Origin of the sequence: Mesorhizobium sp. DCY119 (assembly GCF_003590645.1) — a bacterium.
In the GTDB taxonomy this organism is placed as follows: Bacteria; Pseudomonadota; Alphaproteobacteria; order Rhizobiales; family Rhizobiaceae; genus Mesorhizobium_M.
The window spans coordinates 4,531,446-4,546,158 of sequence record NZ_CP031834.1 but is presented as its reverse complement, the minus strand read 5'-3'; the positions used below and the strand labels follow the sequence as shown (position 1 = coordinate 4,546,158).

The window sequence follows — 14,713 nt, the reverse complement described above, 5'->3', positions numbered from 1 at the left end:
TACCTACTCCGCCGCTTCCAGTGTCGCAATCTTGCGCGAGCGCTGCGACAGGTCCTCATACTCCTCCTGCCACTCGGACGGGCCGTTGGACGGCGCCACCTGAACGGCGGTGACCTTGTATTCAGGGCAGTTGGTCGCCCAGTCGGAGAAGTCGGTGGTGATGACGTTGGCCTGCGTGTCGGGGTGATGGAAGGTGGTGTAGACGACACCCGGCGACACGCGGTCGGTGATCAGCGCGCGCAAGGTCGTCTCGCCAGCCCGGCTTTGCAGGCGCACCCAGTCGCCGTCGCGAATGCCGCGATTCTCGGCATCGTGCGGGTGGACTTCCAGACGGTCCTCCGAATGCCAGACGACATTTTCGGTACGCCGCGTCTGCGCGCCGACATTGTATTGCGAGAGGATGCGGCCGGTGGTGAGCAGCAGCGGGAAGCGCGGGCCGGTCTTTTCGTCCGTCGCCACATATTCGGTGCGGATGAACTTGCCCTTGCCGCGCACAAAATGGTCGATATGCATGATCGGCGTGCCTTCCGGTGCCGCCTCGTTGCACGGCCACTGCACCGAGCCCATCTTGTCGAGATAGTCGTAGGAAACCTTGGCGAAGCTCGGCGTCGTCTGCGCGATCTCGTCCATGATTTCCGACGGGTGCTGGTAGTTCCAGTCCAGGCCCATCGCCTGGGCAAGCTTCTGCGTCACTTCCCAGTCGGCAAAGCCGTTCTTCGGCGCCATCACCTTGCGCACGCGGTTGATGCGGCGCTCGGCGTTGGTGAAGGTGCCGTCCTTCTCGAGGAAGGTCGAGCCCGGCAGGAAGACGTGGGCGTAGCGCGCCGTCTCGTTCAGGAACAGGTCATGCACCACCACGCATTCCATGGCGGCGAGGCCGGCCGAGACATGCTTGGTGTCCGGATCGGACTGGAGAATGTCTTCGCCCTGGATGTAGATGCCCTTGAACGTGCCTTCGACGGCGGCGTCCAGCATGTTGGGAATGCGCAGGCCCGGCTCGTTGTCGAGCTTCACGCCCCACAGGCTCTCATAGATGTCGCGCACGGCATCGCCCGAGATGTGGCGATAGCCCGGCAGTTCGTGCGGGAACGAGCCCATGTCGCAGGAGCCCTGCACGTTGTTCTGGCCGCGCAGCGGGTTCACGCCGACGCCGCGCCGGCCGATATTGCCGGTCAGCATGGCGAGGTTGGCGATGGCGATGACGGTGGTCGAGCCCTGGCTGTGCTCGGTCACGCCGAGGCCGTAATAAATCGCGCCGTTGCCGCCCGTCGCATAAAGCCGGGCCGCCTCGCGGATTTTCTCTGCCGGCACGCCGGACAGCTTTTCCACCTGCTCGGGGCTGTGGCGTTCGTCGGAGACAAAACCGGCGTAATCCTCGAATTCCGACCAGTCGCAGCGCTCGCGAATGAACTGCTCGTCGAACAGCCCTTCCGTCACGATGACATGCGCCAGCGAGGTGACCACGGCGACATTGGTGCCGGGCTTCAGCGGCAGATGATAGTCGGCCTTGGCGTGAACCGAATCCACCGTCTCGGTAACGCGCGGATCGAGCACGATCAGCTTGGCGCCCTGGCGGATGCGCTTCTTCATGCGCGAGGCGAAGACCGGATGCGCGGCAGAAGGATTGGCGCCGATCACCATGATCACGTCGGAATCTTCGACCGAGTCGAAATCCTGCGTGCCGGCGGAGGTGCCGTAGGTCTGGCCGAGGCCGTAGCCGGTCGGCGAATGGCAGACGCGGGCGCAGGTATCGACGTTGTTGTTGAGGAAGCCCTGGCGGATCAGCTTCTGGACGAGATAGGTTTCCTCGTTGGTGCAGCGCGAGGAGGTGATGCCGCCGATTGCCGTGCGGCCATACTGGTACTGCAGGCGGCGGAATTCGTTGGCGGTGTGGGTCAGTGCCTCTTCCCACGACACTTCGCGCCACGGATCGGTGATCTTTTCGCGGATCATCGGGTTGAGGATGCGCTCCTTGTGCGTGGCATAGCCATAGGCGAAGCGGCCCTTGACGCAGCTATGGCCGCGATTGGCCTTGCCGTCCTTGTAGGGCACCATGCGCACCAGCTCGTCGCCGCGCATTTCGGCCTTGAACGAGCAGCCGACGCCGCAATAGGCGCAGGTGGTGACGACCGAATGCTCCGGCTGGCCGATCTGTATGACGCTCTTTTCCGTCAGCGTCGCGGTCGGGCAGGCCTGCACGCAGGCGCCGCAGGAAACGCATTCCGAGTCGATGAAGGGCTGGTGCATGCCCGGCGATACGCGGCTGCCGAAGCCACGGCCTTCGATGGTCAGGGCGAAGGTGCCTTGCACTTCCTCGCAGGCGCGCACGCAGCGCGAGCAGACGATGCATTTCGATGGGTCATAGGTGAAGTACGGGTTGGATTCGTCCTTCGCCATCCATTTGAAGTTTTCCGCGCCGTCCATCTTCTTGAAGACGTGGTTGTCGCCTTCGTAGCCGTAGCGCACATCGCGCAGGCCGACGACACCGGCCTGCGTCTGCAATTCGCAGTCGCCGTTTGCCGCACAGGTCAGGCAGTCGAGCGGATGGTCGGAGATGTAGAGTTCCATCACGCCGCGGCGGATGTCCTTCAGCCGGCCGGTCTGGGTGTGCACCACCATGCCGGGCGCCACCGGCGTCGTGCAGGAGGAGGGCGTGCCGTTGCGGCCCTCGATCTCCACCAGGCAGAGGCGGCAGGAGCCGAAAGCGTCGACCATGTCGGTGGCGCAAAGCTTCGGAATGGCAATGCCGGCCTCCATCGAGGCGCGCATGATCGAGGTGCCTTCCGGCACGGTAACGATGAAGCCGTCGACGCTCAGCGTGACCTGCTTTTCCGCTTTCGAGGCCGGGGTGCCGTAGTCGATTTCGTGGACGAGACCCATGATCCTGTCTCCTTATTCGGCTGCTTGAGCGACCGGCGTCGGCCGGAAATCTTCGGGGAAGTGGTTGATCGCGCTCATCACCGGGTAGGGCGTGAAGCCGCCCAGGGCGCAGAGCGAACCGAACTTCATCGTGTTGCAGAGGTCAGTAACCAGCGCGAGGTTCTTCTCGGGCTCGATATTGTGCGCGATCTTGTCGATGGTTTCGACGCCGCGCGTCGAACCGATGCGGCAGGGTGTGCACTTGCCGCAGGACTCGATGGCGCAGAATTCCATGGCAAAGCGCGCCTGCTTCAGCATGTCGGCGCTGTCGTCGAAAACTGTGATGCCGGCGTGGCCGATCAGGCCATCCTTGGCCGCGAACGCCTCATAGTCGAACGGCGTGTCAAACAGCGAACGCGGGAAATAGGCCCCCAGCGGTCCGCCGACCTGCACCGCCTTGACCGGGCGTCCGGTGACGGTACCGCCTCCGATCTCATCGACGATTTCGCCCAGCGTCAGGCCAAAGGCTGCCTCGAACAACCCGCCATGCTTGGCGTTGCCGGCAATCTGGATCGGGATCGTGCCGCGCGAGCGGCCCATGCCGAAATCCTTGTAGTGCTGCGCGCCGCGATCCATGACGATCGGCACGGAGGCCAGCGAAATCACATTGTTGATGACGGTCGGCTTGCCGAACAGGCCCTGGATCGCCGGCAGTGGCGGCTTGGCGCGCACGATGCCGCGCTTGCCTTCCAGGCTGTTCAGCAGCGAAGTTTCCTCGCCGCAGACATAAGCACCTGCGCCGACGCGGATTTCCATGTCGAAGGCGTTGGGCGAGCCCATCACATTGACGCCGAGCACGCCGGCCTTGCGCGCCACCTCGACGGCCTTCTGCATCGTCGCCACCGCATGCGGATATTCCGAGCGGATATAGACGAAGCCCTTGGTCGCACCCGTCGCGATGCCGGCAATCGTCATGCCTTCGATCAGCACGAAAGGATCGCCCTCCATGATCATGCGGTCGGCAAAGGTCGCCGAGTCGCCCTCGTCGGCATTGCAGACGATGTACTTGCGGTCGGCGGTCGTATCGAGAACGGTCTTCCACTTGATGCCGGTCGGGAAGCCGGCGCCGCCGCGCCCGCGCAGGCCCGAGTCGGTCACCTGCTTGACGACATCGGCAGGCGTCATTGCAATTGCATTCTCCAGCCCCTTCAGGCCGCCATGGTTCCTGTAGTCCTCAAGCGACAGCGGGTCGGTGATGCCGCAGCGCGCGAAGGTGAGGCGGGTCTGCTTGGCGAGGAACGGAATTTTTTCGGGGTCGCCGAGCGAGAGCTTGTGCTCGCCACCCGAGGCCAGGCCTGCGTCGAACAGCGAGGCAACGTCCTTGGCCGAGATCGGGCCGTAGGCAACGCGGCCGGCTTCGGTCGCCACTTCCACCATCGGCTCAAGCCAGTAAAGGCCGCGCGAACCGTTGCGCACGATCTTGGCGTCCAGCCCGCGCGTTTCGATCTCCTGCGCGACAGCCTTGGCAACCTTCTCGGCGCCGAGCGCCAGCGCGCCGGAATCGCGGGGTATGTAGATAGTGACCGTCACGAGCGTACCTCCCGAACGATCTCTTCGATCTTGTCGGCATCAAGCCTGCCAATGACTTCGCCGTCGAGCATGGCGGCGGGCGCACAGGCGCAAAGGCCGAGGCAATAGACCGGCTCCAGTGTAACCGAATTGTCCTTCGCCGTCTCGTGGAAGCCGATGCCCAGTGCCTGGCTGATCTGGGCCGCGATGGCATCGCCGCCCATCGACTGGCAGGCTTCCGCGCGGCACACCTTCAAAACGTGGCGACCGGCCGGATGGTTGCGATAATCATGATAGAAAGTGACGACGCCGTGCACTTCGGCATTGCTGATGTTCAGCACTTTGGCGATGATCGGCAGCGTTTCGGCCGGTACATGGCCGAATTCTTCCTGGATCTCGTGCAGGATGGGCAGGAGAGGGCCTTCGAGCGCCTTCATCTCGTCAACGATTGCCGCCGCTCGCGACGCGATCTGGGTACTTGCAGCCTGCATAGACATGCAGCGCCCTCCCTATAAATTTCCTCACTTTAGAACTAATCAAAACGGAAAAGCTCAATCAATAGAGCTCATTCGTTGAACGATAGGAAATTTCTATCAAAGAAGGGAAAGATCGGCGGCCAATATCCGGGCCTGGTGCAGCAGTGCTGAAACCAGCGGCGTATGCGGTTCGCGATGCGCGGCAACCAGTCCAACGAGATGGCTGGCATCCGGCTCGACGATGGGTATGGCGCGGATCGGCTCGGCGAAGCCGAAGGTCTCGGCAAGGTTGAGCGGCATGATCGAGGACCATTTTCCGGTGCGGATATGCGAAAACAGCACGATCATCGAGTTCGATTCCAGCGTCGGATGCGCTTCCGCGCCGGCCTCGCCGAGATGCTGGTTGATGATGCGCCGGTTCTGCATGTCGGGGGTCAGCAGGCACAGCGGCAAGGCGGACACCTCCGCCCATGTCACAGTCTTGCTTTCGGAAAACGGGTTACCTGCGGCGGTGATGAGCTGGTAGCGCTCCGAATAGAGCGGCACGGTCGCCACGCGCCCCAGCGGCTCGTTGTCGAGATAGCTGATGCCGACATCGATCTCGAAGTTTTCCAGCAAGGTCAGCACCTCGATCGACGTGCGCGACAGGATCGAGAAGGTCACGCCCGGGTGTTTTTCGCGAAACGGCGTGGTCAGGCGCGGCGTCATGGCAAGCGCGGTCGGGATCGCGGCAATCCGCACATGGCCGGCAAGTCCGTGGCGCGCCGCGCGCATCTCCTCGCGCATGGTGCGGGCATCGCCGACGATGCGCCGCGCCCATTCCAGCACGCGGCTGCCTTCCGGCGTCAGCCCCTGGAAGCGCGAACCGCGCTGCACCAGCATCACGCCCAGCGCCTCCTCGAGCTGCTTGATGCCGGCCGAAAGCGTCGGCTGCGTCACGCCGCATTCTTCCGCCGCGCGGCCGAAATGCTGCTGCTTGGCGAGAGCTATGAAGAATTCCAGCTTGTCGATCATGTTCTGCTTTCTCGAAGCAGGCACCGTCCGGTAAAATCGGCCAACAAGCAAGAGCAGGCTTCCTCCATCGTTGCTACTACATTGACGTAGTTCTCGTTTGTAGTAAAATCGTGAAATGAGGATCGTTCGGCTGAAGCCCTACACTCGTGCGATGGAACGGATGGGGCTGGACGATCCGGCCATGCGGCGCATCGAACTCGATCTCGCGGCGGCACCTGAAGCTCATCCCGTCATCAAGGGCCTGCGCGGCGTTCGAAAGGCTCGCTTCGCGTTGCCGGGAAGAGGCAAGAGCGGCGGCGGGCGGGTCATCTACTATGTCGCCGTCGAAACGGCTATCTATATGATGACGGCCTATCCGAAGAATGAACGCGACGATCTCTCCCCCGATCAGCGCAAGGCGATTCTGGCGGCCATCGACAGTTTGAAAGGAAGTGGGAAATGAGCAGGGTAGGAGCGGATCTCGTCGAAGCCTTTGAGGAGATGGCGGCGCATCTTCGCGGCGAGATTGACGTCGAAAGCTATGAAGTTCCGGCCGATGTTTTGACGCCCGAGAGAATTCGTGAAATTCGCCGCAGAGTGGCGCGCAGCACCAAGGCTTTCGAGGCGGAATTCCACATTTCGGCACGTACGATGGAATCCTACGAGCAAGGCCGCAGGAAGCCCGATGCCGCCATGACAACGCTGTTGCGTATCATTGAAAAAGAACCCGACGCTGCACGCAGGGCGTTGGCTTCCTGAGCCGTCATTTTTCTCGACCGCGCTTTCCGACGAAGTCGATTGCCGTTTTGCGCGCTTGGTTCTGGCCGTGATCTGCATTATCTGAAACGCGACCAAGGACCGAAAAGGGCTGCCATGACCATTGTCACCAAGGAAATCGTTCTCGAACGGCTGAAGACGGTCAACGGCCCGGATTTTTCCGGCGATATCGTCAGCCTTGGTCTCGTTTCCGAGATTTTCATCGCCGACCAGAAGGTCTTCTTCTCCATCACCGTGCCGGCCGCCCGCGCCAAGGAAATGGAGCCGCTGCGTGCCGCAGCCGAACGCGTGGTGCGTGCCATTCCCGGCGTTGCCGGCGCCGTTGTCGCGCTGACCGCCGAGAAAAAGGGCGGCGGCATGGAAGCGCCACCGCCGCCGGCGCGTCCGGCAGCGCCTCGTCCTGTTCCTGCCGCTCCGGTAGCTCGGCCCGCGCCCCAAGCGCCGGCCGGCCATCAACCGGGCAAGCGCGGCGTGCCGGGCATCGAGGCGATCATCGCGGTCGCATCCGGCAAGGGCGGCGTCGGCAAATCGACCACCGCCATCAACATCGCGCTCGGCCTCGCGGCGAACGGGCTGAAGGTCGGCGTGCTCGACGCCGACATCTATGGCCCGTCCATGCCGAAGCTGCTCGATCTCCACGGCCGGCCGCAGACGGTCGACGGCAAGATCCTGAAGCCGATGGAAAAATACGGCCTCAAGGTCATGTCGATGGGTTTCCTCGTCGATGAGGAAACGCCGATGATCTGGCGCGGGCCGATGGTCATGTCGGCACTCACCCAGATGCTGCGCGAGGTCGAATGGGGTCCGCTCGACGTGCTGGTGGTCGACATGCCGCCCGGCACCGGCGACGCGCAACTCACCATGGCCCAGCAGGTGCCGTTGGCCGGCGCCGTCATCGTCTCGACGCCGCAGGACCTGGCGCTGATCGATGCCCGCAAGGGTCTGAACATGTTCAAGAAGGTCGATGTGCCGCTGCTCGGCATCGTCGAGAATATGAGCTACTTCATCGCTCCCGACACCGGCAAACGCTACGACATCTTCGGTCATGGCGGCGCGAGGAAGGAAGCCGAACGCCTCGGCGTCACCTTCCTTGGCGAAGTGCCGCTGCAGATGGAAATCCGCGAAACGTCTGACGCCGGCACGCCGGTCGTGGTGTCGAAGCCCGAGGGACCGGAAGCGAAGATCTACCGCGGCATCGCCTCGAAGGTCTGGGAGCGGGTCAACGAAGAACGCGGGGCAGCTGAGGCCGCTGTGCCGAGCATCGTTTTCGAGTAACGCTGGTCGACCCCCACTCCGATCCGCTTCGCGGATCAGCTCTCCCTCGTTCGACGGGGGAGAGGGAAGGCGCGAGCCGACAAAGCTTGACGCCCTTCCTCTCCCTCCGGAGGGAGGAAGACGCTACGCGCTCAGCAGTGCAGCCTGCAAAATCACCCGATCAGTCAGCTTCCATCTGGCAGCTGGGACCGACGAACTTCCCCGTGGAAACATCCAGATGGTTGTTCGAATCCATGGGGCTGCAAACCGGATAGCGATCGTTGCCTTGCCGCTGAGTGCTTAACGTCTTGTCGTGGTCCACATCCGTATTGGCGGACTCGGCATTGGCGGTCTGCTGGTCTTGCTGCTGCGACTGCGGGGCTGCCGCCTGTTGATCAGGTTGATCTTGCGCGCTGACACAGCCGGCTATGGCCAGCAAAAGAAAGCCTGTTGCCGAAAGGACGATAACTCGCATGTTTCACCTCACGAAGAAGAGACGATCAGGCTACGTCCAGCCAGACAAGGCTCAAAAGTAATCCGGCAGTTCACAAAATCGGCAATCTTGCCGGAGCGAACCGTTACCCGGCGCTCACCTTCTCATTGAAACTCGAAAAGAACTGCCCTGCCAGCTTCTTCGACGTCGAGGTGATCAATCGGCTGCCAAGCTGTGCGATCTTGCCGCCGACATCTGCCTTGGCCTCATATTTGAGGAGGGTGGAGTTCGCGCCATCCTCGGTCAGCGTCACATCCGCGCCGCCCTTGGCGAAACCGGCAATGCCGCCCTTGCCCTCGCCCTGAATGGTGTAGGAGTGCGGCGGCTTCAGGTTCTTCAGCGTCACCTCGCCGGCGAATGTCGCCTTGATCGGGCCAATCTTCAACACCACCGTGGCGGCCATGTCGGTCGGCGTCTTCATTTCCAGGCTTTGGCAGCCGGGAATGCATTCCTTGAGAACCGCCGGGTCGTTCAGCGCTTCCCAAACTTTCTGCACGGGTGCCGCGATCTGTTCCTCGCCTTCGATAATCAGGGCCATGATGTCCTCCGACTGATTGCTTCATGAGGCGTATCGAACCCTGCAGGTCTTGTCCATCGCACCAAAGTGTTGGGCGCCAGCCGAGCTATCGCGGCATGGCCGGCGTTTACGATTGGTGACGAGGGACGCAATGCGTCATCAACTCTGAGAGATTAGCGGTGATAGCCGTGAAATCGTCATCCCGGAAACCGGAGCGGAGCGGAGGTTATCCGGGATCTATTGGTCAGCGCATCGTCTGGCGTGGCCCGGCCCTGACGCTGTTGCAGTCTGCACCGCCGAAGCTCTTCTCCGTTCCGGCATGGATCCGTCGCAAGAGCGACCCCCGCATGCGCTTCGCTCATGCTCCGCCCGGGATGACGAAGAGAGGGGTGTCACCGCTAATCGCAAACGTTGTTGCCGCACAGCAGGCGCGGCTACCACGCCGGAGACGTAACAGCCGCGAGCCAGCGTTGACGATTAGCGAAGACCTAACATGCAGTTCGTCATCCCGGGCGCAGCATGAGCGAAGCGCATGCGGGGGTCGCTCTTGCGACGGATCCATGCCGGACCATCGATGAAGGCCGCAGCGGTGCAGAACTGCCGAACCCGAAGCTCACGCAGCGGGGGAAAGATTTCCACCCGATTTCCACTCAACCCATTGTTTCCACTCATCCCACACATTTTTTCACGCCCGATTTATCCCCACCCCAAACGCTACCCCCATAATCCCTCCATCGCTCCTGCGGGACCGGGTCTGGAACCGGGATCAAGGGGGAGTGGCGGTGACCTCCCGCCCTGGTGTGGTAGCCAGGGACCCGAGGGCCCGACACAGGTCGGCGTGGAACGAGCACGGCGCAAATGCCACTGCCCAAAACCATGCGGAGAACCCGCGGCGTCTTGTCCATGGAATGTACATGGAGCGGGCGTTGTGACCGGCCGACTTCGGGACAGACACCGAGACGGGCGGTCGAAAGATCGCAGAAAATACAAAAGATGAGCGAGATTTCGGCCGCCCGTCTTTCCCGGCTCTTTGACAATGGCCAGACTGCGATGCAGGGCGTGGCGATGAACAGGTGCGTCCTTCGAGGCTCGCTTCGCTCGCACCTCAGGATGAGGGAGGTTGGGGATGAAGCGCGCCGGCGTATTCTCCCCCCTCAAGCGGGAGGGAGACGCTGATCCTCGAAGGACGCTCCTACCGGCGCTGCCGGCAGTTTTCGCTCAAGGTCCAAAGTGCCCCTTGCGACCGTTCACACCTTGTCATAACCATTCAGCACCGAATTCGGGAGCACCACATGGCCGGCGCAAAAACAACAAAAAAATTCCGCTCGCAGGAGTGGTTCGACAATCCTGACAATCCGGGCATGACGGCACTCTATCTCGAGCGTTACCTGAATTACGGCTTGACGCGCGAGGAGCTGCAATCGGGCAAGCCGTTGATCGGCATCGCCCAGACCGGCTCGGACCTGTCACCCTGCAACCGCCATCACATTGAGCTTGCCAAGCGGGTGCGCGAAGGTATCGTCGCGGCCGGGGGCGTCGCCTTTGAATTTCCCTGCCATCCGATCCAGGAGACGGGCAAGCGCCCGACCGCCGCGCTCGACCGCAATCTTGCCTATCTCTCGCTGGTCGAGGTGCTCTACGGCTATCCGCTCGATGGCGTGGTGCTGACCATTGGCTGCGACAAGACCACGCCGGCCATGCTGATGGCCGCCGCAACCGTCAACATTCCGGCGATCGCGCTCTCTGTCGGACCGATGCTGAACGGCTGGCACAAGGGCAAGCGCACCGGCTCCGGCACCATCGTCTGGGAATCGCGCCAGCGGCTTTCGGCAGGCGAGATCGACTATGACGAGTTCATGGACATCGTGGCCTCGTCCGCACCGTCGGTCGGCTATTGCAACACGATGGGCACGGCGACCACGATGAATTCGCTGGCCGAGGCGCTCGGCATGCAGCTGCCGGGTTCGGCCGCCATTCCCGCGCCCTATCGCGAGCGCGGGCAGATTTCCTACGAGACCGGCAAGCGCATCGTCGGCATGGTCCATGAGGATCTCAAGCCGTCCGACATCATGACGCGCGAGGCCTTCGAAAACGCCATCGTCATCAATTCCGCGATCGGCGGTTCGACCAATGCGCCGATCCACCTCAACGCCATTGCGCGCCATCTCGGCGTCAAGCTCGACAATGACGACTGGCAGGCTGTCGGCCACAAGATTCCGCTGCTGGTCAACCTCCAGCCGGCCGGCGAATATCTCGGCGAGGATTATCATCATGCCGGCGGTGTGCCGGCGGTGGTCGCCGAACTGCTCAAGGCCGAGCTGCTGCCGCATCCCGCAGCACTTACGGTCAATGGCCGCTCGATAGGCGACAATTGCGCCGACGCCGAAAATTTCAATCCGGAGGTGATCCACTCCGTCTCGAACCCGCTCAAGGAAAGCGCGGGCTTCATCAATCTCAAGGGCAATCTTTTCGACAGCGCCATCATGAAGACCAGCGTGATCTCGCCGGAATTCCGCGACCGCTATCTCTCCAACCCGAAAGACCCCGAAGCCTTCGAGGGTAAGGCGATGGTGTTCGACGGACCGGAGGATTACCACGCCCGCATCGATGATCCCGCGCTCGGCATCGACGAGCACACGCTGCTGTTCATGCGCGGGGCAGGTCCTGTCGGCTATCCCGGAGGTGCGGAGGTGGTGAACATGCAGCCGCCTGCCTACCTCATCAAGAAGGGCATCCACTCGCTGCCCTGTATCGGAGACGGCCGTCAGTCCGGCACGTCCGGCACGCCGTCCATCCTCAACGCCTCGCCGGAAGCGGCGGTCGGCGGTGGGCTGGCGCTGCTGAAGACAGGTGATCGTGTGCGCATCGACTTGCGGAAGGGCACCGCCGACATCCTCGTCACCGACGATGAGATCGTGCGCCGCCGCGCCGAACTGCAGAACAATGGCGGCTATCATTATCCCGAGCATCAGACGCCCTGGCAGGAAATCCAGCGCGGCATGGTCGACCAGCTCGCGCAAGGCATGGTGCTGAAGCCGGCGGTGAAATACCAGCGCGTGGCGCAGACGAAGGGCGTGCCGCGGGACAATCATTGACGATAGAAGGCAGGCCTGCGAGCGCTGCGCTAGCTCCCGTCTCGGCGAAGCCGAGACGGAGAGGGGTCTAAACCAGCGTTGGTGACCGAGACCTCAAGCCGCCTTCTTCTTCGCCAGTCTCGCCTTGATGCTCTCCACATCGGCGCGGGGCGTCGCGGCGAACAGCGTCTTGGTGTAGCTGTGCTTCGGGTCGGAAAAGACCTCGTCACGTGACCCGTACTCGACTGCCTCGCCGAAATACATCACCATCACATCGTCGGCGATGTAGCGCACCACCGAGAGGTCGTGGCTGATGAAGACGTAAGTAAGCTGGAACTCGTCCTGCAAATCGGCGAGCAGGTTCAGCACCTGCGCCTGCACCGAAAGATCGAGTGCCGAGACCGGCTCGTCGAGCACCAGCAGGCTCGGGTTCAGCATCAGCGCGCGGGCGATCGCGATGCGCTGGCGCTGGCCGCCGGAAAACATGTGCGGATAGCGGTTGTAGTGCTCGGGGCCGAGCCCGACCTTCTTCAGCATCGCCATGGCGCGGTCGCGCCGCTCGGCTGCCGGAATGTCGGTGTTGATCTTCAGCGGTTCGCCGAGCACGTCGCCGATCTTCTGGCGCGGATTGAGCGAGCCGTAGGGGTTCTGGAAGACGATCTGCACCTTGCGGCGCATTTCCGGCGTCAGCGCCGAATGGGCGATGTCGACCTTGTTGCCGTCGATCAGAAGCTCGCCGGAGGTCGCCGGATCGATCAGCGTGATGATGCGGGCGAGCGTCGACTTGCCGCAGCCGCTTTCGCCGACGATGGCCAGCGTTTTGCCTTTCTCGACCGAGAAGCTCACGCCCTTGACCGCATGCACGGTGCGCGATTTCGTAAGCAGACCACCGCCGACATGATAGTCGCGAACGATGTTCTTTGCCTGGAGAACGATCTCGGTCATGCCGTCGCTCCCTCTGGGTCGAGCACGAAGTCGGTGATCGTCGGCAGACGGTCGCCGGTGGCGTTGTCGGGCAGGGCCGAAAGAAGCGCCTTGGTGTAGTTGCTCTTCGGCGATTCAAACAGCGACAGCACGTCGGCTTCTTCCATCTTGCGTCCCTTGTACTGGACGATGACGCGGTCGGCGGTTTCGGCGACCACGCCCATATTGTGGGTTATCATGATCAGCCCCATGCCGTGCTCGGCCTGGAGGCGCATGAGGAGATCGAGGATCTGCTTCTGGATCGTCACGTCGAGCGCGGTCGTCGGCTCGTCGGCAATCAGCAGCTTCGGATTGCAGGCGATGGCGATGGCGATCATCACGCGCTGGCACTGCCCACCCGACATCTGGTGCGGATAGGAGCCGAGCCGCTCGGCGGGTTCGGCAATGCCGACCTGTTGCATGAGCTCGATGGCGCGGGCGCGGCGCTGGACACGGTCCATGCCCATATGCACGCGCAGCACCTCCTCGATCTGGAAACCGACGGTGAAGCACGGGTTCAGGCTCGCCATCGGTTCCTGGAAGATCATGGCGATGTCGCGGCCGATGATCTTGCGGCGCTGTTCGCCGGTGAGGCCGAGCAGATCGACGCCGTTGAAGGCCATACGGTCGGCGGTCACCGTCGCGGTCTTCGGCAGCAGCCCCATCACGGCCAGCATCGACACGGATTTGCCCGAGCCGGACTCGCCGACGATCGCCAGCACTTCGCGCGGCTCGATCGACATGTCGATGCCCTTCACCGCCATGAACGCGCCGACGCTGGTGTCGAAGGAAACGCAAAGGTTCTTGATTTCGAGAAGCGGCATCTTACGACCTCTTCAGCTTGGGGTCGAAGGCGTCGCGCAGGCCGTCGCCGATCAGGTTGATGGCAAGCACGGTGATCAGGATGGCGAGGCCGGGATAGGTCACCACCCAGGGTGCGCGCAGGATGAACTCGCGCGCGGCGGCCAGCATCGTGCCCCATTCCGGCGTCGGTGGCTGCGCGCCCATGCCGAGGAAGCCCAGTGCCGCAGCCTCGAGAATGGCGTTGGAGAAGGACAGTGTCGCCTGCACGATCAGCGGTGCGAGACAGTTCGGCAGGATCGTCACAGCCATCAGCCGCAGGTGGCCAGCACCCGCAACCTTGGCCGAGATGACGTATTCCCGGTTCTTTTCCGCCATCACGGCAGCACGCGTCAGGCGGGCGAAGTGCGGTTGCAGGACGACCGCGATTGCCAGCATCGCGTTGAACAAGCCAGGCCCGAGGATTGCCACCAGCACCAGCGCCAGAAGCAGCGAGGGGAAGGCAAGAATGATGTCCATGACGCGCATGATCAGCGTGTCGACCCAGCCGCGGAAATAGCCGGCGAGTACGCCGAGTATGATGCCGCTGGTCAGTGAGAAGACGACGACGACGAGACCGATGAACAGCGAATAGCGCGCACCGTAGATCAGCCGCGAGAGGATGTCGCGGCCGACGGCGTCGGTGCCGAGGATGAACATCGACTTGCCGCCTTCATGCCAGGCGGGCGGCGTCAGCAGCGCGTCGCGATACTGCTCGTTGGGCAGATGCGGCGCAATCAAGGGCGCAAAGATCGCGACCAGTACCAGCAGCGAGAAAACGATAAGGCCGAGGACCGCACCGTGGTTCATGGAGAAATAGTGCCAGAATTCGCCAAAGGCGCCCGGACGGGCTTTGGCTTCGACGGGCAATGTGACTGTTTCGTTGCTCATCTCGGCC

At 62.7% G+C, this 14,713-nt stretch carries 13 protein-coding genes; 4 read left to right on the top strand and 9 right to left on the bottom strand.

Annotated features, from left to right (window positions below):
* Positions 1-3 precede the first annotated feature (3 nt).
* The 4 genes from fdhF to DZG07_RS22200 all read right to left on the bottom strand — a co-directional run bounded on the left by fdhF (position 4) and on the right by DZG07_RS22200 (position 5,918).
* A complete protein-coding gene (fdhF, locus tag DZG07_RS22215) occupies positions 4-2,880 on the bottom strand; it encodes a formate dehydrogenase subunit alpha (RefSeq protein ID WP_119820938.1) in 2,877 nt (958 codons plus the stop codon).
* Between the two features lie 12 nt (positions 2,881-2,892).
* Complete coding sequence (locus tag DZG07_RS22210) at positions 2,893-4,449, bottom strand: NADH-quinone oxidoreductase subunit NuoF (RefSeq protein WP_119820936.1); 1,557 nt, start codon at positions 4,447-4,449, stop codon at positions 2,893-2,895.
* The gene (locus DZG07_RS22205; RefSeq protein WP_119820934.1) at positions 4,446-4,925 is read right to left on the bottom strand and encodes a formate dehydrogenase subunit gamma; all 480 of its coding nucleotides are present in this window, start codon (positions 4,923-4,925) and stop codon (positions 4,446-4,448) included. The genes DZG07_RS22210 and DZG07_RS22205 overlap by 4 nt, the downstream gene beginning before the upstream one ends.
* Before the next feature lie 96 nt (positions 4,926-5,021).
* Positions 5,022-5,918: a LysR family transcriptional regulator gene (locus DZG07_RS22200; RefSeq protein WP_091917334.1), complete on the bottom strand. Its 897-nt coding sequence runs from the start codon at positions 5,916-5,918 to the stop codon at positions 5,022-5,024.
* Positions 5,919-6,099: 181 nt separating this feature from the next.
* Here DZG07_RS22200 and DZG07_RS22195 point away from each other — a divergent pair, with 181 nt between their 5' ends.
* The 3 genes from DZG07_RS22195 (at position 6,100) to DZG07_RS22185 (ending at position 7,949) form a co-directional block, all read left to right on the top strand.
* A complete protein-coding gene (locus DZG07_RS22195) occupies positions 6,100-6,360 on the top strand; it encodes a type II toxin-antitoxin system RelE/ParE family toxin (protein ID WP_245429552.1) in 261 nt (86 codons plus the stop codon).
* A gap of 38 nt (positions 6,361-6,398) precedes the next feature.
* A complete protein-coding gene (locus DZG07_RS22190; protein WP_133304790.1) occupies positions 6,399-6,656 on the top strand; it encodes a transcriptional regulator in 258 nt (85 codons plus the stop codon).
* A gap of 114 nt (positions 6,657-6,770) precedes the next feature.
* Positions 6,771-7,949, top strand: coding sequence for an Mrp/NBP35 family ATP-binding protein (locus DZG07_RS22185; RefSeq protein WP_119820932.1), 1,179 nt, complete (start codon positions 6,771-6,773; stop codon positions 7,947-7,949).
* Positions 7,950-8,109: 160 nt separating this feature from the next.
* Here the strand turns inward: DZG07_RS22185 and DZG07_RS22180 are convergent, their stop codons facing one another.
* Positions 8,110-8,403, bottom strand: a complete 294-nt coding sequence (locus DZG07_RS22180) for a hypothetical protein (RefSeq protein WP_119920317.1) — start codon at positions 8,401-8,403, stop codon at positions 8,110-8,112.
* 103 nt (positions 8,404-8,506) lie between these two features.
* Complete coding sequence (locus DZG07_RS22175) at positions 8,507-8,959, bottom strand: carbon monoxide dehydrogenase subunit G (protein ID WP_091918920.1); 453 nt, start codon at positions 8,957-8,959, stop codon at positions 8,507-8,509.
* A 1,271-nt stretch (positions 8,960-10,230) separates the two neighbouring features.
* On the opposite strand from DZG07_RS22175, the gene DZG07_RS22170 reads away from it, so the two are divergent.
* On the top strand, positions 10,231-12,033 hold the full coding sequence (locus DZG07_RS22170) for an IlvD/Edd family dehydratase (protein ID WP_119820928.1): 1,803 nt from the start codon (positions 10,231-10,233) through the stop codon (positions 12,031-12,033).
* Between the two features lie 93 nt (positions 12,034-12,126).
* On the opposite strand, the gene DZG07_RS22165 is transcribed toward DZG07_RS22170, so the two are convergent.
* From DZG07_RS22165 to DZG07_RS22155, 3 genes are read right to left on the bottom strand one after another with little or no spacing between them, the layout of a single operon-like run.
* Complete coding sequence (locus tag DZG07_RS22165; protein WP_091918740.1) at positions 12,127-12,957, bottom strand: dipeptide ABC transporter ATP-binding protein; 831 nt, start codon at positions 12,955-12,957, stop codon at positions 12,127-12,129.
* Positions 12,954-13,799, bottom strand: a complete 846-nt coding sequence (locus tag DZG07_RS22160) for an ABC transporter ATP-binding protein (RefSeq protein WP_119820926.1) — start codon at positions 13,797-13,799, stop codon at positions 12,954-12,956. The genes DZG07_RS22165 and DZG07_RS22160 overlap by 4 nt, the downstream gene beginning before the upstream one ends.
* Position 13,800: 1 nt before the next feature.
* Positions 13,801-14,706: an ABC transporter permease subunit gene (locus tag DZG07_RS22155; protein WP_091918742.1), complete on the bottom strand. Its 906-nt coding sequence runs from the start codon at positions 14,704-14,706 to the stop codon at positions 13,801-13,803.
* Positions 14,707-14,713: the final 7 nt, after the last annotated feature.

Excerpts from the sequence above, each read along its gene's own strand:
- DZG07_RS22165 (WP_091918740.1), bottom strand. The coding sequence starts at position 12,957 with ATGACCGAGATCGTTCTCCAGGCAAAGAACATCGTTCGCGACTATCAT.
- DZG07_RS22160 (WP_119820926.1), bottom strand. The coding sequence starts at position 13,799 with ATGCCGCTTCTCGAAATCAAGAACCTTTGCGTTTCCTTCGACACCAGC.
- DZG07_RS22205 (WP_119820934.1), bottom strand. The coding sequence starts at position 4,925 with ATGTCTATGCAGGCTGCAAGTACCCAGATCGCGTCGCGAGCGGCGGCA.
- DZG07_RS22175 (WP_091918920.1), bottom strand. The coding sequence starts at position 8,959 with ATGGCCCTGATTATCGAAGGCGAGGAACAGATCGCGGCACCCGTGCAG.
- DZG07_RS22180 (WP_119920317.1), bottom strand. The coding sequence starts at position 8,403 with ATGCGAGTTATCGTCCTTTCGGCAACAGGCTTTCTTTTGCTGGCCATA.
- fdhF (WP_119820938.1), bottom strand. The coding sequence starts at position 2,880 with ATGGGTCTCGTCCACGAAATCGACTACGGCACCCCGGCCTCGAAAGCG.
- DZG07_RS22185 (WP_119820932.1), top strand. The coding sequence starts at position 6,771 with ATGACCATTGTCACCAAGGAAATCGTTCTCGAACGGCTGAAGACGGTC.
- DZG07_RS22170 (WP_119820928.1), top strand. The coding sequence starts at position 10,231 with ATGGCCGGCGCAAAAACAACAAAAAAATTCCGCTCGCAGGAGTGGTTC.
- DZG07_RS22195 (WP_245429552.1), top strand. The coding sequence starts at position 6,100 with ATGCGGCGCATCGAACTCGATCTCGCGGCGGCACCTGAAGCTCATCCC.
- DZG07_RS22200 (WP_091917334.1), bottom strand. The coding sequence starts at position 5,918 with ATGATCGACAAGCTGGAATTCTTCATAGCTCTCGCCAAGCAGCAGCAT.
- DZG07_RS22190 (WP_133304790.1), top strand. The coding sequence starts at position 6,399 with ATGGCGGCGCATCTTCGCGGCGAGATTGACGTCGAAAGCTATGAAGTT.
- DZG07_RS22155 (WP_091918742.1), bottom strand. The coding sequence starts at position 14,706 with ATGAGCAACGAAACAGTCACATTGCCCGTCGAAGCCAAAGCCCGTCCG.